This window comes from Natrialba aegyptia DSM 13077 (assembly GCF_000337535.1).
GTDB classification, from domain to species: Archaea; Halobacteriota; Halobacteria; order Halobacteriales; family Natrialbaceae; genus Natrialba; species Natrialba aegyptia.
The window spans coordinates 115,052-134,933 of sequence record NZ_AOIP01000014.1 but is presented as its reverse complement, the minus strand read 5'-3'; the positions used below and the strand labels follow the sequence as shown (position 1 = coordinate 134,933).

Sequence of the window (19,882 nt, the reverse complement as noted above, 5' to 3'; positions counted from 1 at the left end):
TTGTGACGCTTACTCGCCGCGGAGTTCGTCGACGTGATCGATCCGCTGCTGGACGAGTTCAGCGGTGCCGATGTCGTGGCGGATGTGTAGTCCCTCCTCGCCGGCGACGCCGAGGGCGTCTTCGGCGAGTTCTTCGGCGGCCGAGATCGAGTCGGCGACGCCCACGAGCGCGAACGAGCGCGAGGTGGTCGTGTAGATGCCGTCGTCGCGGTCGTCCACGCTGGCGTAGTACAGCAGCGCACCGCCGGCGCTCTCCTCGTCAACCTGTACCTTCGCGCCCGCGTCGGGATCCGTCGGATACCCCGCGGGAACGGCGTACTTGCAGACCGTCGCCTGATCGGCGAACTCGAGTTCGGGGAGCGACTCCCCGTCTCGCGCAGCCGTCAGCACGTCGAGGAAGTCGGTCTCGAGCACCGGCAGCGTGTTCATCGCTTCGGGGTCGCCAAAGCGCGCGTTGAACTCGATGACTTTCGGGCCCTCCGAAGTCAGCATGAACTGCCCGTAGAGGATTCCGCGGTAGTCCTCGAGCGCGTCGACGGTCGCCTCGATGATCGAAACGGCCGCGTCGTAGTCCCCCTCGGTCATAAAGGGCAGCGCGGCCGTCGCGTCGGAGTAGCTTCCCATGCCGCCCGTGTTCGGCCCCTCGTCGCCCTCGTAGGCGCGCTTATGGTCCTGTACGGCGGGTGCCGTTCGCACGTCGCCGTTGGCGACGAACGCCTGAATCGTGAACTCTTCGCCAACGAGGCGCTCCTCCAAGACGATCCGGTCGTAGTCCGACTCGCGGATGTACTCCTTGCCCTCCTCGGCGGTGACCTGATCGCCGATGACTTTGACGCCCTTGCCGCCGGTGAGACCCGCGGGCTTGATCGCCAGATCGCCGTCGTACTCGTCGATGAAGTCACAGGCTGCGTCCGTGTCGTCGAACGTCTCGAAATCCGGACAGCCCGGAATGTCGTGCTCGGCCATAAACCGCCGCTGGAAGGCTTTGTCCGTCTCGATTCGCGCCTCGTCTTCCTTCGGACCGAACGCGTAGATACCGGCGGCCTCGAGCTCGTCCGCGACGCCGGCCTGCAGCGGTGCTTCGGGGCCGACGACGGCGAGCGTCGCGCCGACCGACTCGGCGAACTCGACGACGGCTCTGGGGTTCGTCGTCTCGAGCGTCTCGAACTCGGTCGCGATGTCGGCGATGCCGGGGTTGCGGTTGCCGGCGCAGGCGTAGAGGTCAATCTCACTGTCCGCGAGCGCGCGGGCGATGGCGTGTTCGCGACCGCCGCCGCCGATCAGGAGTACGGTCTCTGTCATGGTCGGTATCGGAACGCACGAACCTGTAAGCGTTGCTCTTTCCGCGAACGAAAGTATGCACAATTGTGGTCACTACGAGCGGCGAGGCGTGACTTCTAGTCGACCGAGAATATCATCACGTGATCGACGGAACGTCGCCTCATGATCTCGCAACGCGATTCGGACTCCCGTCCCTCCACCGCGCTCTCTAGGCGAGCCGCGATAGCCGGTCTTGGAGCGGGGGACGCAGTGGCGATTTCGGACTCGGCACGTTTCGTCCGCCGCGGGTCCGGTCCTCGAGCCGCCGTGTTCGCGGCTTCAGATCCTGAAGTTGCGGGGGTTACATTACGGCGTCCGAAGCGGAGTGCCACGCATGGACGAGGACTGCGACGTCGAAACGATAGGGGGCGTTCTGGAGGACGACGTCGCCCGGTCCATCCTCGTTCACGCTCGCACGGAAGCGCTGTCGGCGAGCACGCTCTCCGAGCGGTGCGACGTCTCGACGGTGACGATCTACCGGCGCCTCGAGACGCTTCGCGAGCACGACCTCGTCGCGGCGTCGACGGTTCCCGAGAGCGACGGGAACCATTACAAGGTGTACCGGACGAACGTCCGTCGCCTGACGGTCGAGCTCACTGAAGAGGGGTTCGAGCTAGATATCGAGCGCGCGGACACGCCCGCCGACCGATTCACCCGACTAATCGAGGAAATGTAATCATGATTCCGACCACCGACCTGCCGATGGAAGCGATCGTTCAGGGAAGCCTGTTTCTCGTCCTAAGTGTCCTCGGTCTCGCGATCGTCTACTTCGCGTTTCAGGGATACCGACGGAACCGGAGCCGTCCCATGCTGTTCCTCGCGATCGGCTTCGCCGCGATCATCGTCCCCGAGATGGCGATGGCGGTCGTCACGCGTTTCGTCGCGATTTCGCAGTTCGAGACGGTGACCGTCTACCAGGTGACGAACGTCTTCGCGTTCCTCTGTATCCTCCGCGCGATCACGATGGATCCCGATCGCTCGCGGGCCGACGACGGTCGCGGCCGTCGCGACTACTGACCGACGCGGTCAATCGTCGAACTGATCTCACGCGCACGGCGTCGGACGCTCTCGGCGAACGCGGCTTCTGCTTTTGAAGCCGCGATGGTCGGTATTTGGAATCCGATCCGGTAGTCGGATCCATGACCGAATCAGCGGTCGACGGAACGCCGAATCGATCCGCCAGAAAGCGGCTCCTGTACGACTCGAGTCGAAACCGGCTGCGCGCGACTTGGCGGGTGCTCGTCCCGCTCGCCGTCGCCGTCGCAATCTACGTCGTCGGTCAGCAGTTCCTCACCCGCTACGCAGCCGGGGCCCTCGAGCCGCTCGCGGACGAAACCTCGCAGGTGATCGCGACCGCAGCGTTGCTCCTCGCGCTGGCGGCAGCGGTCGCTCTCGCGGGCGTCGCCGGACTGCTCGTCGCGTCGCGGCTCGATCGACGGCCCCTCTCGAGCTACGGGTTCGACGCGTCCCGCCGGTGGGTCGCGGACTTCACTGCGGGCGTCCTCGTCGGCGTCGTCGCCAGTGCGGGAGCGGTCGCCTATCAGGTTGCTCGGGGGTACGCCACGCTCGATACGGCGGTGACCGGCGTCGGCGTCGACTCCCCGCTGCTGGGCGGACTCATCCTTCTGGTGCTGGTGGTCTTCCTCCTCGCGAACAATACATTCGAGGAAATCGTGTTCCGCGCCGTTCTGATCGGGACCGCGGCCGAAGGGCTCCGATCCAGATCGGTGGGTCCGACGGCGGCCGTCGTCGGTGCGATCGCCGTCAGTCTTCCCGTATTCGGCGTGCTTCACCTGCTTAGCGGCGGCCTCGCAGCCATCGTCACGAGCGCCATCGGTGGCGTTCTGTTCGCGGCGGCCTACGTCCTCACGGGCCAGTTGGCGCTGCCGATCGGCGTCCACTTCGGCGGCGTCGCCATCCTCAGCGTTCACCAGCAACCCGTCTCGACCGATCCCGAACTGACGCTGCCGTCGCTGGTCGTCGCCGAGCAGACCAGCGACCCGTCGCTCCTTGTCGGCGTCGAGTTCTGGTTCGTCAGGCTACTCTTCGGCGTCGCGCTGCTTTGCCTCTGGGTGTACGCGACCTACGGCGACCTCTCGATCGCCGACCGGGTCCTCTCCGCTGAGAGCGATTCGGAGCGGTGACCCTCGAGAGTGCGGAACAGTTATGACACTTCCTAAACCAGTTTGGGCGATGCTCGAGTGGTTCGGCGGGACGTCGAACGTCTTCAATCTCGCCATCCCGCTGTTCGGCTTGCTCGCGCTCGTGACCCTCCCGAAGATCGCCGAGACCAACCGAAGCCGCCGATACTTCGTCCCGGCGTTTTGCTGTTGGGCGGGGCTTCGACTGGTGACCGGACTTCGTGAGGGAACGCTTGTTGCTGTCCCCCGTTTCCTCGGTGCGAGTCTCGCGGCGGTGCTGCTGGTCGGATTTCTCGGCCTGTGCGCTCGCGGACTGTTCGAGGTGTGGAAACTGCGGGACGAGGCGTCCTCGTCGTAACGCGGCCGACCGAACCCGTCAGGCGTAGAACAGCGGCGGTCGCCGATCGCCGCCGAACTCGTCGTCGGGCAGGTAGGGTTCGAGGTCGTCCACGTCCGCGTTCCCGAGCACCTGGTCCAGCACGTCGACGGCCGCGTCGCGGTGCAGCGGTCGATTGTTATTGCCGCATTGGTCGTCCATCACGCAGGCAGGACAGCCGTCGATGTGCCCGCAGTCGCAGTCGGCGATGAGGTCGCGCGCCCGCGCTGCGACGGCCTCGAAATTCTCGTAAATCGCCCGCGAGAAGCCGAGGCCGCCGTCGATGCCGTCGTAGATAAACCAGCCGCTGGCGGGTTCGTGCTCGAGTTCACTTGCGATCTCCCTCACGGTTGCTTCGGCGGCGGCGATGTTCTGTGGAGTGGCATTGGCGTTCTCTCGGGCGTCGGTCTCGCCGTTTTCCGTCGCGGTGGCGAGGTGCGAATCGATCGACAGCGTCGCGAGGCCGCCCAGATCGCGCTTGTCGACCATCAGTTCGAGCGGCGCGACGCCGATCGTGGCGTGCTCGGCGGCGTGGAGGCCGCCGGCGTAGCCGAGGTGAGCGGTTTCCGCGAGTCCGCCGTCCAGCTCCGGAACCGAGAACTCGCGGTACTTCTCGACCAGCGCCGTTTCGACGCGGTCGGGGACCTCGAGCCAGCAGAGTTGTGTCTCCATCGAGAGCGGCGGGTTCTCGGTTGGAATCATCCGTTCTTTTTTCTGCCCGCCGTGGACGGCGACCTTGTCGTAGGTACCGTGGTAGACGAGTACTCGCCCGCGTCCGAAGTGCAGCCTAACGGAGCCGATGTCGCGGGACTCCTCCGAGACGGCGTCGAGGACAGTCACGTCCGTGCGCGTCCGCGTGTAGTAATCCACGTCGGTGGGCCGGAGCGTCACCGACGGTCGCGGCGTCGTGTGGTCGACCGCACACACTTCGTACTGTTTGCCTTCGTGCAGTCTGACCGCGCCCTCGTGGAAGTCCCGCAGGACGCGTTCTTCCGCGAGCGGTTCCATCTCGGGATCGTGGCGCTCGTCGACGCCCTCGGCGAGTTCAACGGCGTACTCCTCGCCAGTGGTGGCGTACAGCGAGATCGATCCCTGCGGCCTGGGCGGGCCGGTGTACGAGACGCCGGTTTCGAGGTATCCCGCCAGCCGTCCTGCGCGTCGCCACATCTCGACGGCGCGCTCGAGCCGGTCGCGATCGGCGAATCCCGCGGCACTGCCGTCTGACTCGTCGAGCGCGAGTTCGTCCGCCGCACACAGCAGATGTCGGGCGAAGACGGCGTCGTTCTCGGTGTCGACGACGGCGTCTTCCACGTCGGTTTCGAGCAGGTAGTCGGGGTTGTTCACGACGTACTGGTCTAACGTCCGGTGGCCGGCGACGAGCACGGAGAGGGCGCGTTTCGTTCCGCGGCCGGCGCGGCCGAGCTGTTGCCAGAACGACTGGCGCTGGCCGGGATAGCCCAGCTGGACGGTGGCGTCCATCTCGCCGACGTTGATCCCCAGTTCGAGCGCGTTCGTCGAGGCGACGCCGTCGAGCAGGCCGGTCTTGAGTCGGTGTTCGGTTCCGTGGCGGTTTCGCCGCGAGTGGCCGGCGTGGTAGGGTTCGATGGCGCTTCCGCGGTCGGGGTTCGCGTAGTACCGGCTCCGGTCGCGGCGGTGTTTCGACGCGCGCTTGACCGAGAGTTCGGCGAGCTTTCGCGAGGGGGTAAACAGGAGCGTCTGGGCGTCGTGGTAGGCCAGATGCGAGAGGAGTTTCGGGGCCTCGACGGTTGCGGGAACGCGGTCGGTGATGGCGTCCTCGCCGCCATCGGCAGGAGTCTCGTCACCCGAACTGCCGCTGGCGTGCTCCTCATCACTCTCCTCGCGCGCCTGCGGCGGCGGATTCCAGAGCACCAGCTCCCGCGGCCCCGTCGGCGAGCCGTCTTCGTCCACCACGGTCACCGGCTCGCCGACGAGCGAACTCGAGTGCGCGCCGGGATTGCCGATCGTCGCGCTCGTGAGCACGAACTGCGGGTCGGCGTCGTAGTACTCGAGGACGCGCTTCAACCGGCGGACGATCCAGGCGACGTGCATGCCGTGGACGCCGGTGTAGGTGTGGGATTCGTCGACGACGACGAGTTCACACGCGGAGAGAAAGCGGGCCCACCGGTCGTGGTCGTGCAGGTAGGTGTTCACGCCGGCGAAGTTGGTGATGATCACGTCGGCTTCCTCGCGGATGTGGCGGCGGGTGTCCCCGCGTTCGGTGTCGCCGTCGTAGACGCGCACGGAGATGTCGAGCCCGAGGGTATCGTAGAAGTCGTTCAGTTCGCGCTCCTGGTCGCGCGAGAGGGCTTTCGTGGGGTAGCAGACGTAGGCGGTCGCGTCCGTGCCGTCGCCGCGGGCGCGTGCGTCCAGGTAGTGGCGCGCGATCTGGAGCGCGTAGATGCGCGTCTTTCCGGAGGCGGTGCTCGTCGCGACGCAGACGTTCTCGCCGCGACCCAGAGCCCTGAGCGCCGCGGCCTGGTGAGTGTAGAGGTCGTCATCGAGCGGGTCGGCGAGTTCGGGGCGGAGCACCTCGGCGTTCGGGACTGCCGATGCGTCGCGGCCCGGGAGTTCGAGGATAGAAACGTCGTCGGACTCGCGGGAACGAGCGCGGGGAAACGTCTCGAGCAGTTCGTCGCCGGTGATCGGAACGTTCTGTCGGTCGTCGGTTCGGCCGCTGCTTCGGTCGGTATCGACATCGGCGTCGGTGTCCGTGCTTCCGTCGCCGTCTCCGTCTCCGTCTTTGTCTTTGTCCCCCTCTACATCAGTGTCGCTGTCGGTATCGATCCCCATACTCAGAAGTCACCCAATCCGGTCTGCTCGCCGCTCGCCTGCTCCGCGGTCGATGAACTCGAGGCGGTCCCGCTCGCGGACGACCCTGCTGAGACCGAGACCTGCGGCGCATCCCGAAGCCGTTCGTAGACGTGCCACAGCGCCCGGCAATCGTCCTCGCAGTAGGCCTCGTGGCGGTCCCAGTCGAGTTCAGATTCGTCGCCCGTTCGCATAAATCGCTGATATGCTGCTGCAGTCCGTGCGCCGTCGAGCCCCGTCGCCGCGCCGTCGTAGCCGAGTTCGGCGGCGACGACGTCGAGTTCGTTCGTCCGGCCGGGGAGGAGTGCGTTGTCGTCGCCGTCGGCCCAGAGATAGAGGTCGAACTTGGGGATCGACTCCCATTCCGCGGCGTAGGCGGGGCAGTGGCGGGCGACGAACGCCCCGAGGTGGCGGTAGTCGAACCCCCAGCCGTTCCAGGTGAGCAGCGCCCTGTTCGGGTGAACGCCGAGCAGCCAGTCGCAGAACGCCCGGAGAACCGACGCCCGGTCGGCCGGGTCGTCGCGTTCGACGAACGCTCGGTAGGTGTCCGTGGACGGGTCGTAGACCCCGATCTGCCAGATGATCGTCGGCGAGAGGCCGTCGGTTTCGATGTCGAGACAAAGCGGCGGCGTCGACCAGTGCTCGCCGGGCAACGACGCGTCGCCGACCCGCCGCGGCTCGCCCGTTTCGAGCACCGTCGCGTATCGGTGCATCCTCCGCGCGCCCTTGGGCCCGATGCCCTCGATGTCCGCGAGCGCGGCGACCGGCGTTTCGAGCAACTCCGATCGGGTCGTCACGCCGCACTCCGCGAGCCGGCCGGCCGTTTTCGGGCCGATTCCGCTGATGGCTTCCAGTCCGAAGTCGCTCGCCGCGTGCGCGGTGCTCGAGACGAGACCGTCGGCCGCGAACTCGAGTTCGACGACTGCGTTCGGGCCGCCGTAGCCGTCGACGGGGCCGGCACCCCGGACGCGAACGGCGACGCAGTCGTTGGCCACGGAGTCCGGGGAGAGCAGCGGGTCGTGTTCGACGGTTCGAACCGTTCCCGTCTCGGCGTTTACGTGCCAGCGCTCGTCGTAGCCGGCCGGTAGCCCGCCCGATAGGACGGTCGTCGTCCGTCCGGTGGGCAGCGCCGCCGCGAGTTCGGCCGCGTGATCGAGGGACGTCTCGAGCGCGGTGGGACGGGTCGTCGTCGCGATGTCGTCGCAGATGAGGGCGTCGACCTCGCGCTCGTCTTCGTTCCGGTCTGAAGCGCTGCGAATCCCGTCGCCAGCGCGGAGCGCGCTCGCACTCCGGGCGACCGCGAACGCGAGTTCGTCGCCGATCGACCGTCTGGAAAGCGGATCGTCGCCCGTTTCGAGCGGCGGGTGGATCACGGGCGCGTCGACCGTGTGTCGGACGCGGGCGGCGGCCGTCGGTTCGCGGGAGCGACCGAGCACCCAGACCGCGTCGGGATCGAGCGTCGCGTCGATATCTCGGAGGGTCGCGACCGGGTGCTTGAGCACCGTTTCTGGCGGGAGTGCGAGAACTCGAGCGCCGGTGCGACCTGCCATAGTCGTAGTCGGTGGCAGGCGCGCGGGGATAAAGACGGTTTGGACACCGGGGTGAAAGTGGATCGCCCGCCGGAAACGCAAACCCATTTTACGTCACCGCTGCGAATACCGCGACAATGCAACAGTACCTGGACCTCGTCGACGCGGCACTCAGCGAGGGGGCATACAAGCCCAATCGCACCGGCGTCGACACGATTTCCTCGTTCAGCGAGCACTACGAGGTCGACCTTCGGGAGGGCTATCCCCTCCTGACGACCAAGCAGATGGACGGCTACCGCTGGAACTCGATGCTCCACGAGGTCTGCTGGTACCTCTCCGGCGAGGAGCACATCGAGAACCTCCGCGAGGAGACCAAAATCTGGGACGCGTGGGCCGACGACGAGGGCAAACTCGACACCGCCTACGGTCGCTTCTGGCGTCGCTACCCGGTTCCGGACGACCCCGCGCGGCTCCCCGGCGAGTCCTGGCCCGACGAGAGCCACCGCTGGGTCACCGAAGAGGCCGACGGCCGCCGCACCTTCGATCAACTGCAGTACGTCATCGATACGCTCTCTGACTCGCCGAACTCGCGCCGGCTCGTGGTCAACGCCTGGCACCCCGCGAACGCGGCCGTCTCGACGCTGCCGCCGTGTCACTACTCGTTCGTCTTCAACGTCCAGGGCGACCGGCTGAACTGCCACCTCACCCAGCGCTCGGGCGACATCGCGCTCGGGATTCCGTTCAACATCGCAGCCTACGCGCTCCTGACGAAAGTCGTCGCCCAGCAGACCGGCTTCGAACCCGGCACCTTCGCCCACACCGTCGTCGACGCCCACGTCTACTGCGGCCGCGGCGCGCGCGGCGAGTGGTACGCCGACAATCTCGACGCCCTCCAGTCCCGACTCGCCGACGCCCAAGAGCGCGCGGACTACCGCGGGATCCGCGAGTGGCTCGCGTCCGAAGCCCCCGCCGAGGACGAGGGCGACGAGCGGCTGGACCACGTCCCGGGCCTGCTCGAACAACTGTCGCGCGAGCCGCTCGACCGGCCGACGCTCGAACTCGACGCCGCGTCGATCGACGACCTGTCCGCCGACAACATCTCCCTTCGAGACTACGAGTCCCACGACGGACTCGAGTTCGCCGTCGCCGAATGACCGCCGACCCCGCGCTCGAAACCGATCGCGAACTCGTGGGCATCGTCGCCGTCGCCGACAACGGCGTTATCGGGAAGGACGGCGACATGCCCTGGCACATTCCCGAAGACCTCCAGCACTTCAAGGAAGCCACGATGGACCATCCCGTCATCATGGGGCGGGTAACGTACGAGGGCATCGTCGACACGCTCGGCGAACCGTTGCCCGGGCGGACGACGATCGTCCTGACGAGTCGCGACCTCGAAACGCCCGCGAACGCGGTCGTTGCACACGGGATCGAGGAAGCGATCGCGGCGGCCGAAACCGCTGCGGACGAGCGCCACGGCGGCACCGATCGCCTGTTCGTCGCCGGTGGGGCGACGGTGTACGAACAGTTCCTGCCCGAACTCGACCGGCTGATCGTCACGGAGGTCCACGCCGAACCGGACGGCGACGCGCGTCTCCCGGACTGGAATCGCGAGTCATTTCAGACGGTGAGCCGCGACGAACACGACGAGTTCACCTTCGTCGAATACGTTCGTCGGGAGTGAGAGGTTGCCGGTGAAAACGCGACCGGCGAAAACGCGGCGTCGCAGGTGCTCGCGCCGTCAGTTGCATCCCGTTTCACGCCTCGCTTTCGCCGACACAATACGCCGTTTTGGAACGGTGGTCGTAGAAATTAGGTCGCGCGGCGACGGGGGCGCCACGACCGACTAGCGCCACAAGCGCTGTGTCGCTCGCGTCCGGTCGGAACTCGACTCGTCGGTCGCAGTCGCGGTGGTCGACGACTGAGATCTTGCTCGTGTGGACAGTCACGAGATAGATCCGGTTTCTCGTATCGCTTTTCGACGGCACAGCCCCGGGAAATCGTTTGTTTTACTGTATAATGGATCCGCCGTCCTATCCGTATTTCCGTTGGAAACCGGGTGAATCGGCTACAGCACCGAACTCGAGCGTCGGGGCGGGCGATCTCCGAGGGCAGGTTCGATTGAACGTCTTATCGGTATCTGATACGTTTTAACGGATCCAAACTCGGCCGGCCGAGTACCCTGGTGGATCGATAAAAAATCATTGTTGATAGCTCTCTCTTCGGTTTCCGAGTTCCGCCGAAATACGGCCGTATGGGGGCATCAAACCGTCTGTTTCCCAGATACAGTCTATCTTAGACGGTGAAACAATGTCGTTCACTTATGCGAAAATTGGTTCAAGAACCGTTTGCCCCAGACACGGGGATTCAGGTGAGAGATATGACAGACGATGATAACGGACTATTCGACGATTCGAGACGATCGTTCATGAAAAAGGGCGCGCTCGCGACGACTGCGGTTGCCCTCGGTGCAGGTGCGACGGGAACTGCTGCGGCACAGGACGATGGCGGAGACGGAGACATGGTCGTCGTGTTCGGTGACGATTACCACCCAGGCGTCGAGTTCGAAGTCGCCTCGCAACTGGACCAGGGGACGAAAGACGACGTGTTCGAAACCGCCGAGCTGACGGACGAGTTCGACACGCCGGACGACTGGGACCTCTATCTCATCAACACCGACATGGGCGGTTCTGCCCCGTCGCTTGGCTACCTCCTGACTGAGGACGCCGACCTCAGCGCCGGCGACAGCGAGACGATGGGCGAGGACGGCTCGTTCCGTAGCGGTGAGTTGAACCTGGTCGAGGCGAGTCTCGGCGCATCCGCCGGCGGAAACGGCGGCGATGACGGAAACGGTGGCGACGACGGAAACGGTGGCGACGATCCCGGAGCCGGCGACGACGGAAACGGCGGAGCCGGTAACGGCGGGGCCGGTAACGGTAACGAAACCGGTGACGGCGGCGGCAACGGCGGCGATGGCGGTGGCGGCGGTGGCGGCAACTAACGCCAACACCACACATCCGACTCTGTTTTTTCCAGTGGCTATCGCGGACCCGACCGTAACGATCTAGAACCCGCATACCCACGGTACGGCGGGCTTTTAGGACTGCCAGTCGTAGGCGAATCTATGGCTCACCCGACGCAGCGAAACCGGCTTGCGGACGAGGAGAGTCCCTATCTGCGCCAGCACGCGGACAACCCCGTCAACTGGCAACCCTGGGACGAACGGGCCCTCGAGACGGCTCGCGAGCACGACGTGCCGATCTTCCTCTCGATCGGCTACTCGGCGTGTCACTGGTGTCACGTCATGGCGGACGAGAGCTTCGCCGACGAGACCGTCGCGGCGCAACTCAACGAGCACTTCGTTCCGATCAAGGTCGACCGCGAGGAGCGCCCCGATATCGACAGCATCTACATGACCGTCTGCCAGCTCGTCACCGGTCGCGGCGGCTGGCCCCTCTCGGCGTGGCTCACCCCCGATGGCAAGCCCTTCTACGTCGGCACCTACTTCCCGAGAGAGGCAAAGCGAGGGCAGCCCGGCTTTCTCGATATCCTCGAAAACGTGACGAACTCGTGGGAGAGCGACCGCGAAGAAATCGAGAACCGCGCCGATCAGTGGACCGCAGCCGCAACGGACCGACTTGAGGAGACGCCGGATGCCGTCGGCGCGTCGCAGCCGCCGTCGAGCGACGTGCTCGAAGCGGCCGCAAACGCCTCCCTTCGGAGCGCGGACCGCGAGTTCGGCGGCTTCGGTTCCGACGGGCCGAAGTTCCCCCAGCCCTCGCGGCTCCGCGTCCTCGCCCGCGCCGCGGACCGAACGGGGCGAGACGAGTTCAGCGATGTCCTCGTCGAGACGCTCGACGCGATGGCGGCGGGTGGGCTCTACGATCACGTCGGCGGCGGATTCCACCGCTACTGCGTCGATCGGGACTGGACGGTCCCTCACTTCGAGAAGATGCTGTACGATAACGCCGAGATTCCGCGGGCGTTCCTGCTCGGCTACCAGCAGACCGGCGACGAGCGCTACGCCGAGGTAGTCGCGGAGACCCTGGACTTCGTCGAGCGCGAACTGACTCACGAGGCGGGCGGCTTTTTCAGCACGCTCGACGCCCAGAGCGAAGATCCCGAAACCGGCGAGCGTGAGGAGGGGGCGTTTTACGTCTGGACGCCGGACGACGTTCGCGATGTCCTTGCGGACGAGACCGACGCCGAACTGTTCTGCTCCCGATACGACATTACAGAATCGGGCAATTTCGAGGGGAAGAACCAGCCGAATCGCGTCGCATCGATCGACGATCTGACGAATCGATCCGAACTGCCCGCAGATGAGACCCGAGAGCGGCTCGAGTCCGCCCGCCGGGACCTGTTCGAGGCCCGCGAGCGGCGTCCGCGACCGAACCGCGACGAGAAGGTGCTCGCGGGCTGGAACGGCCTGATGATCGCGACCTGCGCCGAAGCCGCGCTCGTGCTGGGCGAGGACGACTACGCCGAGATGGCCACCGACGCGCTCGCGTTCGTCCGCGACCGGCTCTGGGACGCCGACGAGCAGCGCCTCTCGCGGCGGTACAAGGACCACGACGTCGCCATCGACGGCTACCTCGAGGACTACGCCTTCCTCGCCCGGGGCGCGCTCGGCTGCTACGAGGCGACCGGCGAGGTCGACCACCTCGCGTTCGCACTCGAACTCGCGCGCGTCATCGAAGCCGAGTTCTGGGACGAAGCGCAGGGGACGCTGTACTTCACGCCCGAAAGCGGCGAATCCCTCGTCACCCGCCCGCAGGAATTGGGCGACCAGTCGACGCCCTCTGCCGCGGGCGTCGCGGTCGAGACGCTACTCGAACTCGACGGCTTCGCCGGCGAGAGCGGCGAGTTCGAACGGATAGCCACGACGGTGCTCGAAACGCACGCCAACCGCCTGGAGACGAACTCGCTCGAACACGCGACGCTCTGTCTCGCCGCCGACCGCCTCGAATCGGGCGCACTCGAGGTGACGATCGCCGCGGACGACCTCCCCGCGGAGTTCGTCGAGCCGTTCGCCTCGCGCTATCTTCCCGACCGCCTGTTCGCGCGGCGGCCGGCGACCGACGACGAACTCGAGCCGTGGCTCGACGAACTCGAACTCGCGGACGAGCCGGCGATTTGGGCCGGACGGGAAGCCAGAGACGGCGAGCCGACGCTGTACGTCTGCCGCGACCGGACGTGCTCGCCGCCGACGCACGATGTTGAGGAGGCACTCGAGTGGCTCGAGGACGGCGGGGCGGAGACCGAAAGTCCGTTCTAGCGTCGACTCGACACGAGTCGGCGGTCGGTGTCGTCGAGGGTTCGATGTTCGGTCCCGAACCCGTCGCTATCGGTCGACTTCTCGCTCCTTGTCATCGTCCCCGTCCGTCCCGGCGAGATCCACTGTCGCGTCCTGTCCGGTCGAGTTCCCGGTCTCGGCCGCTCTCGGTTCCCTCTCGCTACTGCCGTTCGATCCGCTGCGCTCGAACGCGTCGTCTGCCTCCAGCAGCCGACTGAGCCGATGTTCGAACTCGTCCTCGCTGAGTTCGCCGCTTGCATACCGGTGTTTGAGTTCGTCGAGTGCATCGTGCTCGCGCGTCGGCGCTTGCGTCTCGCGCTCGCTACCGAGGGCCGCTGCGATCTCGTCGCCCCAGAACAGCAGTATCGGCGTGAGCAGAAACCAGCCGACGATGGCGATCGCACCGGAGAGCAGTTCGAATCCGGCCACCCCCGCGAGACTGATGAGCGCGAGCGTCACGATCGAGACCAGGAGCCAGAGCTCCTCCGCCACGAATCGCTGAAGCCGGCTCTCCATACTGTCCCCTCGTCCGCTAGACACATATACACTCCTGAACTCTCACCCAGGACGGCGACGCAAAGAACTCCAGCGGACTCCGTTTCGCTCGCACCGTCGGAGCGTCGGATGGGGCCGTTTCTCGCTCGTGTCCCGCCAGCACCTTCCGGCGCGTCTACCGACTCTATCCTCTATCGTCTATCGCTCGTCGTCGATCCGCTCGGCCAGCCAGATCGCCGGCGGCACGTCTTCTTCCTCGACGAAGCGGGTCACTTCGTCGCCGTCCTCCGTTTCGACGACGATCGTCGGAATGAAATCGATGCCGTACTCGTCGACGCCGGGGCCCTGCTTGTCCTCGTCGACGGCGATCTCGTCGATTCGGTCTTCGGGGACATCCGCCGCGTCGAGGGCGGCCCCGAAGTCCGGCAGGAGTCGACGGCAATCCTTACACCAGTCTCCGCCCCAGACCGTGTATACCAGGTCGTCGTGTGCTCCCAAGGTATCGACCGCGTCCTCGTAAGAGGCGGCGTCCCACGCGGGGTTCGGCTGCATGGTTTCGAGACTCATACGCACGGATTGGGAACCGGGATGCTTAACGCCCGTGTTTCCGACAGGCATTGCAGTTGCGGAGCGGACCTGACACGCGATAGATGCGACCCGCGCCGAGTCGGTGGTATTTTTACACCAAACACAAGCGTTATCAGCATGGTATTCGATTCGATCGCCGAGCCGGGCCACGAGCAAGTATCGTATTTTTCCGATCCGGAGACGGGATTGCAGGCCATCGTCGCGATTCACGACACCAGTCTCGGCCCGAGCCTCGGCGGGACGCGCATCCGTGATTACGAGTCCGAAGACGCCGCACTGACGGACGTGCTTCGTCTCTCCGAGGCGATGACCTACAAAGCTGCCGCCACCGATCTGCCGCTTGGCGGGGGGAAAGCGGTCATCGTCGGCGATCCGGCCGAGGTCAAAACCGAAGACGCGCTCGAGGCCTACGGCCGCGCCGTCGACTGTCTCGGCGGTCGGTATATCACCTCGGTCGACATCAACTCCGGAGCCGAAGAAATGGACATCGTCGCCCGCGAAACCGACCACGTCGTCGGCGGCAGCGACGGGCTCGGCAACCCCTCCGAAGTCACGGCCCACGGCGTCTTCCACGGCATCCGCGCCTGCGCCGAGCACGTCTACGGCACCGACTCGGCGGGCGACCTCGACGTCGTCGTCCAGGGGCTTGGCAAGGTCGGCTATCTACTCGCCGAAGAACTCCTCGAACACGGCGCGTCCGTAACGATTTCCGACGTGAACCGGGACGCTATCGACGAGTTCACCGCGGCCCACGACGTTGATGTCGTCGCACCGGACGACATCTACGAGCAGCCGTGTGATGTCTTCGCTCCCTGCGCGATCGGCGGTATCGTCAACGACGAGACGATCGACCAACTCGAGTGCGACATCGTCGCCGGCTCCGCGAACAACGTCCTTGCGGAGCGGCGTCACGCCGACGAACTCGCCGAGCGGGATATCCTCTACGCGCCCGATTACGTGATCAACGCGGGCGGGCTGATCACCGTCGGCAAGGAACACCTCGGCGGCACCTACGACGAGGCCTACGCGGAGGCCGAAGCGATCGGTGACCGACTCGGCGAGATGATCGACCGCGCCGAAACCGACGACTGCACGGTCCTCGATGCGGCAGACGCCTACGCCCGAGAGCGCATCGACGCGTCCGAGACGGTGACGCCGGCGCTGCCGTCGAACTGACGCCCCGCAGGCCAGAGGCGGCGATTCTATCACTGGCCGTGACACCACCGGCACGTCCTGCCTGTGTCCAGCACGGGTTTACGTCTCGACTCCATACCCTGGTCTAATGAAGGGAAGCATCCTGGACACCGTCGGCTCGCCGCTCGTCCAGGTCGACTCACCGGATGGGGCAACCGTCGCCGCAAAAGTCGAATCCTTTAATCCGGGAGGCTCGGCCAAGGACCGCCCGGCCCGCGAGATGATCCGCACGGCCGAACGCGAAGGCGCGATCGAACCCGGCGACTGGCTCGTCGAACCGACGAGCGGGAACACCGGCATCGGTCTCGCGCTCGTCGCCGCCGCCCGCGGCTACGACCTCACAATCGTCATGCCCGCCTCGAAATCCGAGGAGCGCCGCCGCGTCATGGCCGCCTACGGCGCCGAACTCGAACTCGTCGACGGCGAGATGGAAGACGCCCGCGAACGCGCGGATGAACTCGCGGCGCAGGGCGCGGTTCAGCTCGGTCAGTTCGAGAACCCGGCCAACCCGAAGGCCCACTACCAGACGACCGGAGTCGAGATTCTAGAACAGGTCGGCGATCGCGAAATCGACGCGTTCGTCGCCGGCGTCGGCACCGGCGGCACGCTTTCGGGAACCGGTCGCCGGCTCCGCGAAGCGTTCCCCGAGATGGATATCATCGCCGTCGAGCCGGAACGAAACGCCGTCCTCTCGACCGGCGAGTCCGGCGAGGACGAGTTCCAGGGCATGGGGCCGGGATTCGTCAGCGACAACCTCGATCTGGACCTGGTCGACCGCGTCGAGACGGTCAGACTGGAAGACGCCGAGGACGAGTGTCGCCGCCTCGCCCGCGAAGAGGGCATTCTCGTCGGGCAGTCGAGCGGCGCGACGAGTCTAGTCGCGAACAGAATCGCCACCGAAATCGCCGACCCTGCCGGTGGGTGTCCGGAAATCCCGGATGCCTTCGATCGCCAGCAGCCGGCGACGCCGGAACCCGACGGCGGCACGGACGTCGCGGACTGTCCGCTCGTCGTGACGGTCTTCTGGGACAGCGGCGAGCGGTATCTGTCGACCGGACTGTTCGGGTAACGCGTAGCCAAAATCGCTCTTTCACCTAGGGTAATCGTCTTTATCCGGCCCGATGTAGGACGGCATAGCAATGTCACCACCCTCCAGACGGACGCTCCTCGGTAGCACCGCAGGACTGCTTGCACTCACAGCCGGTTGCGTCGCGAACAACAGCGACGATGACGACGATCCGGATCCCGGTGCCGGGTCCAACTCCGACGGGAACGGGAACGAAAACGGGAACGAGTCGGCAAACGGGAACGAGAGCGACGAGAACGGAGACGATACCGGCGACGGCGACGAGACCGAGAACGACGACGAACTGTCCACGAAAACCCACCAGTACCAACAGCCGACACGCTCCGATGATCCCACGATCGAGTACATACACTCGCGCGACGACGCTGACGACTGGCTCGCCGACCGCGATGTCGGCGAGGATACGACCCGATTCGTCGACGATACCGAGTTCGAGAACTCGAGACTCGTTTCGATCGAGGCCGGCGCTCCGAACCCCTGCACCGAGATGGCTATCGACTCGGTCGAACTCTCGGACGGCGTATTAACGGTCGAAGCAACGGTTACCGATCAGCGGTCGCCGGAAAAGGCCTGCGCCCAGCAGGAGGTAACCGTCGGCGCGCTCGTTCGCGCCACCTTCCCTGACGAACCGACGACGGAACTCTCGGTGACGGTCGTCGATCGACACGGAGACGAACACAGCCAGAGTATGGCTTCGGGGAGCGGTAGTGCGAGTTCATCCACGTCCGTCACCGGGTCAGATACTGATTCGGAAGAAGAGACAGAGAAGTGACGCGTTCGGGCGGGTCATCCGAGTTCAGGGCGAGTGCTCCGCTTCGGTGAGTCGAACGACGAGCGTCGAGTCGACATCTCGGAGATCGTAGTCGGGTAGGCTGCCGTCCGTTCGACGGACGTAGAGCGGTTCGACGAGCCGCCGCGTTTGCGATTGGCGGTTGGGCGGTGTCGTTTCGTCGGTTGCTCCGGCTGTTTCGGTGGTCTCGGTGGTCTCGGTGATTTCGCTTGTGGCAGGTACCCCAGTGGTTTCAGCCATCTCCGCCGCCGACTCGTCCGCTTGCGCTGGCTCTGACGCCGGCGCATCTGCCGGTTCGACCCGTTCGACGCCGTAGATCTTACAGAACTCGGCGGTTTCGTCCGGTTCGATCGCTCCGTTTCGCAGTTCCGTCGCGAGTTCACGCGAGAGCCATTCGTCTTCGCTCACGCTGGGGTCCTGGACGAGCGCCGCGTCGACGAAGCGAGTGAGATACCAGTCCAAATCGTTGAGCAGGGAGACGGCGGCGCCGACGCTGACGGTTCGTAGTGCGATCGTGTTTTCGAAGGGGCGTCGGAGATCGTAGGTCGTCAGGGCCTCGCGAGCGGTCTCGCGGGAGAGGAGTTCGTACTGGAGGGTACAGTCGTCGGTCCCGATGAGACAGACACGGGTCACTGTCAGACAGTGTGGTCGGTTCGGTAATGTCGGTTTCGGCTTTGCGATACGGGCGGCATGTGCTGTCTTCGAGCGATGGCTTCGCGTAACGGAAACAGCGTCCGCACTAGTCGCCGTCGTTCACGTCGACTCGCATCCCGTATCCGGGTTCGCCGACGACTTCCTGATTGTCGTAGACGAACTCGCCGCGGACGACCGTCGCGACCGCGTCGCCGGTGAACGTCTCGCCGACGAAGGGCGTGACGCAGTTTTTCGAGTGGAGTTCGTCGCGGTCGTCGAGCGTCCACTCGCGGTCGGGGTCGACGATCGTGAAGTCCGCGTCCGTCCCGACTTGGAGCGATCCCTTCTGTGGGTACATCCCCCAGACTTGCGCCGGACGCGCCGCGTGTCGGCGGACCCACTCCTCGAGCGTGAGCCGTCCCTGATCGACGAAGGTGAGCAGCGCGGGAACCTCGGTTTCGAGGCCGACGAAGCCGGAGATTGCGTCCCAGGTGTTGCCGAACGGATCGTCGACTTTCTTCTCTTCGGGGGTGTGCGGGGCGTGGTCCGTCGCGATACAGTCGATTGCGCCCTCGTCCATGCCGACCGCCCAGAGTCGGTCGCGCTCGTCGGCGTCCCGAATCGGCGGCTGGATGCGCGCGGGATTCCCGACGTCGCGCATGACGTCCTCGGTGAACCAGAGGTAGTGCGGCGTCGTCTCCGCCGTCACGTCGACGCCGCGGTCCTTCCCGCGAGCGACGGCTTCGGCGGCCGACCCCGAGGAGACGTGAAACATGTGGACCTTCGCGCCGGTCTCCTCGGCGAAGGTGATCATCCGCTCGACCGCCTCTTGCTCGGCGATGACGGGCCGAGAGTGAGAGTGGTCGATCGGGTCGGTCTTGCCGTCCGCCTTGAACTGCGCCGTGTAGTGATCGATGATCTCGCCGTTTTCCTCGTGGAAGCCGAGTCGTTTGCCGGTCTCGCGGATGCGCTTCATCGCCTCCAGAATCTCGCCGTCGTTCGGCGGCGGCACGTCGCCGACGGTGGAGCCGAGGAAAATCTTGTAGCCGAGCGCGCCGGCCTCGTCGAGCGCCGGAATCCGGTCGAGGTTTTCCGAGGTGACGACGACGTAACTCTGGAAATCGACGTGCGCTGAGGCTTCGCCGCGCTCGAACTTCAGCTCGAGGTGCTCGGGGCGGTCGATCACGGGATCGGTATTCGGCATTCCGACGACGGTCGTGACGCCGCCCGCGGCGGCCGCGCGCGTCGCGGACTCCCAGTCTTCCTTGTACTCGAGACCTGGCTCGCGGTTGTGGATGTGACAGTCGACGATACCGGGGACGAGGACGTTGCCCTTGCCGTCGACGACGCGGTCGGCGTCAGGGAGGCGGTCACTCCGGCCGACGGCGACGATGGTTCCGTCCTCGACGGCGACCCCCGAGTTCGGCGACCGCCCGGCGGGCGTGACGACGGTGCAGTTTCGCACGACGAGGTCGACGCTCATGGGTGCCGTAGCGTTGCCGAGGCGGGCGCATATAGCTTCTGTCTCTCCTACTCGAGTTCGACTCGTCCTCGCGTACGGTGTAGGCTCCGTGTACGGCGGCGGTACGAGTGCTATACTAAAC

18 protein-coding genes are annotated in these 19,882 nt (G+C 65.8%); 11 read left to right on the top strand and 7 right to left on the bottom strand.

The features are described 5' to 3' along the window. Positions 1–9: 9 nt before the first annotated feature. Complete coding sequence (gene purD, locus C480_RS03515) at positions 10–1,302, bottom strand: phosphoribosylamine--glycine ligase (RefSeq protein WP_006664245.1); 1,293 nt, start codon at positions 1,300–1,302, stop codon at positions 10–12. 352 nt (positions 1,303–1,654) lie between these two features. Between purD and C480_RS03510 the strand changes: the two genes are divergently transcribed. The 4 genes from C480_RS03510 (at position 1,655) to C480_RS03495 (ending at position 3,819) form a co-directional block, all read left to right on the top strand. Further along, positions 1,655–1,996 carry a winged helix-turn-helix domain-containing protein gene (locus C480_RS03510; RefSeq protein WP_006664244.1) on the top strand — a complete coding sequence of 114 codons (342 nt, stop codon included), beginning with the start codon at positions 1,655–1,657 and terminating at the stop codon, positions 1,994–1,996. A 2-nt stretch (positions 1,997–1,998) separates the two neighbouring features. Continuing rightward, the gene (locus C480_RS03505) at positions 1,999–2,337 is read left to right on the top strand and encodes a DUF7521 family protein (protein ID WP_006664243.1); all 339 of its coding nucleotides are present in this window, start codon (positions 1,999–2,001) and stop codon (positions 2,335–2,337) included. A gap of 122 nt (positions 2,338–2,459) precedes the next feature. Then, complete coding sequence (locus tag C480_RS03500) at positions 2,460–3,464, top strand: CPBP family intramembrane glutamic endopeptidase (protein ID WP_006664242.1); 1,005 nt, start codon at positions 2,460–2,462, stop codon at positions 3,462–3,464. 49 nt (positions 3,465–3,513) lie between these two features. After that, on the top strand, positions 3,514–3,819 hold the full coding sequence (locus C480_RS03495; protein WP_006664241.1) for a hypothetical protein: 306 nt from the start codon (positions 3,514–3,516) through the stop codon (positions 3,817–3,819). 18 nt (positions 3,820–3,837) lie between these two features. Here the strand turns inward: C480_RS03495 and C480_RS03490 are convergent, their stop codons facing one another. Both C480_RS03490 and C480_RS03485 read right to left on the bottom strand, forming a co-directional pair. After that, a complete protein-coding gene (locus C480_RS03490; RefSeq protein WP_006664240.1) occupies positions 3,838–6,648 on the bottom strand; it encodes a DEAD/DEAH box helicase in 2,811 nt (936 codons plus the stop codon). Positions 6,649–6,650: 2 nt separating this feature from the next. Then, entirely contained in the window at positions 6,651–8,216 is a 1,566-nt protein-coding gene (locus C480_RS03485) for a ribonuclease H-like domain-containing protein (protein ID WP_006664239.1), read from the bottom strand. A gap of 116 nt (positions 8,217–8,332) precedes the next feature. On the opposite strand from C480_RS03485, the gene thyA reads away from it, so the two are divergent. The 4 genes from thyA (at position 8,333) to C480_RS03460 (ending at position 13,473) form a co-directional block, all read left to right on the top strand. Then, positions 8,333–9,349, top strand: a complete 1,017-nt coding sequence (gene thyA, locus C480_RS03480) for a thymidylate synthase (protein ID WP_006664238.1) — start codon at positions 8,333–8,335, stop codon at positions 9,347–9,349. Further along, positions 9,346–9,879 (top strand): dihydrofolate reductase, encoded by a 534-nt coding sequence (locus C480_RS03475; protein WP_006664237.1) that lies wholly within the window; start codon positions 9,346–9,348, stop codon positions 9,877–9,879. Before thyA ends, C480_RS03475 begins: the two co-directional genes overlap by 4 nt. Positions 9,880–10,575: 696 nt before the next feature. Then, positions 10,576–11,196, top strand: coding sequence for a hypothetical protein (locus C480_RS03465; RefSeq protein ID WP_006664235.1), 621 nt, complete (start codon positions 10,576–10,578; stop codon positions 11,194–11,196). A 123-nt stretch (positions 11,197–11,319) separates the two neighbouring features. Then, positions 11,320–13,473: a thioredoxin domain-containing protein gene (locus tag C480_RS03460; RefSeq protein WP_006664234.1), complete on the top strand. Its 2,154-nt coding sequence runs from the start codon at positions 11,320–11,322 to the stop codon at positions 13,471–13,473. A 66-nt stretch (positions 13,474–13,539) separates the two neighbouring features. On the opposite strand, the gene C480_RS03455 is transcribed toward C480_RS03460, so the two are convergent. Both C480_RS03455 and C480_RS03450 read right to left on the bottom strand, forming a co-directional pair. Then, positions 13,540–14,007, bottom strand: a complete 468-nt coding sequence (locus C480_RS03455; protein ID WP_006664233.1) for an SHOCT domain-containing protein — start codon at positions 14,005–14,007, stop codon at positions 13,540–13,542. Between the two features lie 177 nt (positions 14,008–14,184). Continuing rightward, the gene (locus tag C480_RS03450) at positions 14,185–14,553 is read right to left on the bottom strand and encodes a TlpA family protein disulfide reductase (RefSeq protein ID WP_006664232.1); all 369 of its coding nucleotides are present in this window, start codon (positions 14,551–14,553) and stop codon (positions 14,185–14,187) included. 138 nt (positions 14,554–14,691) lie between these two features. Here C480_RS03450 and C480_RS03445 point away from each other — a divergent pair, with 138 nt between their 5' ends. The 3 genes from C480_RS03445 to C480_RS03435 all read left to right on the top strand — a co-directional run bounded on the left by C480_RS03445 (position 14,692) and on the right by C480_RS03435 (position 17,627). Then, positions 14,692–15,750, top strand: a complete 1,059-nt coding sequence (locus C480_RS03445; protein ID WP_006664231.1) for a Leu/Phe/Val dehydrogenase — start codon at positions 14,692–14,694, stop codon at positions 15,748–15,750. A gap of 106 nt (positions 15,751–15,856) precedes the next feature. Beyond that, positions 15,857–16,837, top strand: coding sequence for a PLP-dependent cysteine synthase family protein (locus tag C480_RS03440; protein WP_006664230.1), 981 nt, complete (start codon positions 15,857–15,859; stop codon positions 16,835–16,837). 70 nt (positions 16,838–16,907) lie between these two features. After that, complete coding sequence (locus C480_RS03435; protein ID WP_006664229.1) at positions 16,908–17,627, top strand: hypothetical protein; 720 nt, start codon at positions 16,908–16,910, stop codon at positions 17,625–17,627. 24 nt (positions 17,628–17,651) lie between these two features. Here the strand turns inward: C480_RS03435 and C480_RS03430 are convergent, their stop codons facing one another. Together C480_RS03430 and allB are read right to left on the bottom strand one after the other, a co-directional pair. Then, on the bottom strand, positions 17,652–18,278 hold the full coding sequence (locus C480_RS03430) for a DUF5804 family protein (RefSeq protein ID WP_006664228.1): 627 nt from the start codon (positions 18,276–18,278) through the stop codon (positions 17,652–17,654). A 106-nt stretch (positions 18,279–18,384) separates the two neighbouring features. Continuing rightward, positions 18,385–19,761, bottom strand: a complete 1,377-nt coding sequence (gene allB, locus C480_RS03425) for an allantoinase AllB (RefSeq protein ID WP_006664227.1) — start codon at positions 19,759–19,761, stop codon at positions 18,385–18,387. Between the last annotated feature and the right edge of the window lie 121 nt (positions 19,762–19,882).

Bases quoted from the DNA above. Each gene is read 5' to 3' on its own strand.
- C480_RS03495 (WP_006664241.1), top strand. From the start codon at position 3,514: ATGCTCGAGTGGTTCGGCGGGACGTCGAACGTCTTCAATCTCGCCATC.
- thyA (WP_006664238.1), top strand. From the start codon at position 8,333: ATGCAACAGTACCTGGACCTCGTCGACGCGGCACTCAGCGAGGGGGCA.
- C480_RS03435 (WP_006664229.1), top strand. From the start codon at position 16,908: ATGTCACCACCCTCCAGACGGACGCTCCTCGGTAGCACCGCAGGACTG.
- allB (WP_006664227.1), bottom strand. From the start codon at position 19,761: ATGAGCGTCGACCTCGTCGTGCGAAACTGCACCGTCGTCACGCCCGCC.
- C480_RS03455 (WP_006664233.1), bottom strand. From the start codon at position 14,007: ATGGAGAGCCGGCTTCAGCGATTCGTGGCGGAGGAGCTCTGGCTCCTG.
- C480_RS03500 (WP_006664242.1), top strand. From the start codon at position 2,460: ATGACCGAATCAGCGGTCGACGGAACGCCGAATCGATCCGCCAGAAAG.
- C480_RS03475 (WP_006664237.1), top strand. From the start codon at position 9,346: ATGACCGCCGACCCCGCGCTCGAAACCGATCGCGAACTCGTGGGCATC.
- C480_RS03485 (WP_006664239.1), bottom strand. From the start codon at position 8,216: ATGGCAGGTCGCACCGGCGCTCGAGTTCTCGCACTCCCGCCAGAAACG.
- C480_RS03490 (WP_006664240.1), bottom strand. From the start codon at position 6,648: ATGGGGATCGATACCGACAGCGACACTGATGTAGAGGGGGACAAAGAC.
- C480_RS03505 (WP_006664243.1), top strand. From the start codon at position 1,999: ATGATTCCGACCACCGACCTGCCGATGGAAGCGATCGTTCAGGGAAGC.
- C480_RS03510 (WP_006664244.1), top strand. From the start codon at position 1,655: ATGGACGAGGACTGCGACGTCGAAACGATAGGGGGCGTTCTGGAGGAC.
- C480_RS03445 (WP_006664231.1), top strand. From the start codon at position 14,692: ATGGTATTCGATTCGATCGCCGAGCCGGGCCACGAGCAAGTATCGTAT.
- C480_RS03460 (WP_006664234.1), top strand. From the start codon at position 11,320: ATGGCTCACCCGACGCAGCGAAACCGGCTTGCGGACGAGGAGAGTCCC.
- C480_RS03450 (WP_006664232.1), bottom strand. From the start codon at position 14,553: ATGAGTCTCGAAACCATGCAGCCGAACCCCGCGTGGGACGCCGCCTCT.
- C480_RS03465 (WP_006664235.1), top strand. From the start codon at position 10,576: ATGACAGACGATGATAACGGACTATTCGACGATTCGAGACGATCGTTC.
- C480_RS03440 (WP_006664230.1), top strand. From the start codon at position 15,857: ATGAAGGGAAGCATCCTGGACACCGTCGGCTCGCCGCTCGTCCAGGTC.
- purD (WP_006664245.1), bottom strand. From the start codon at position 1,302: ATGACAGAGACCGTACTCCTGATCGGCGGCGGCGGTCGCGAACACGCC.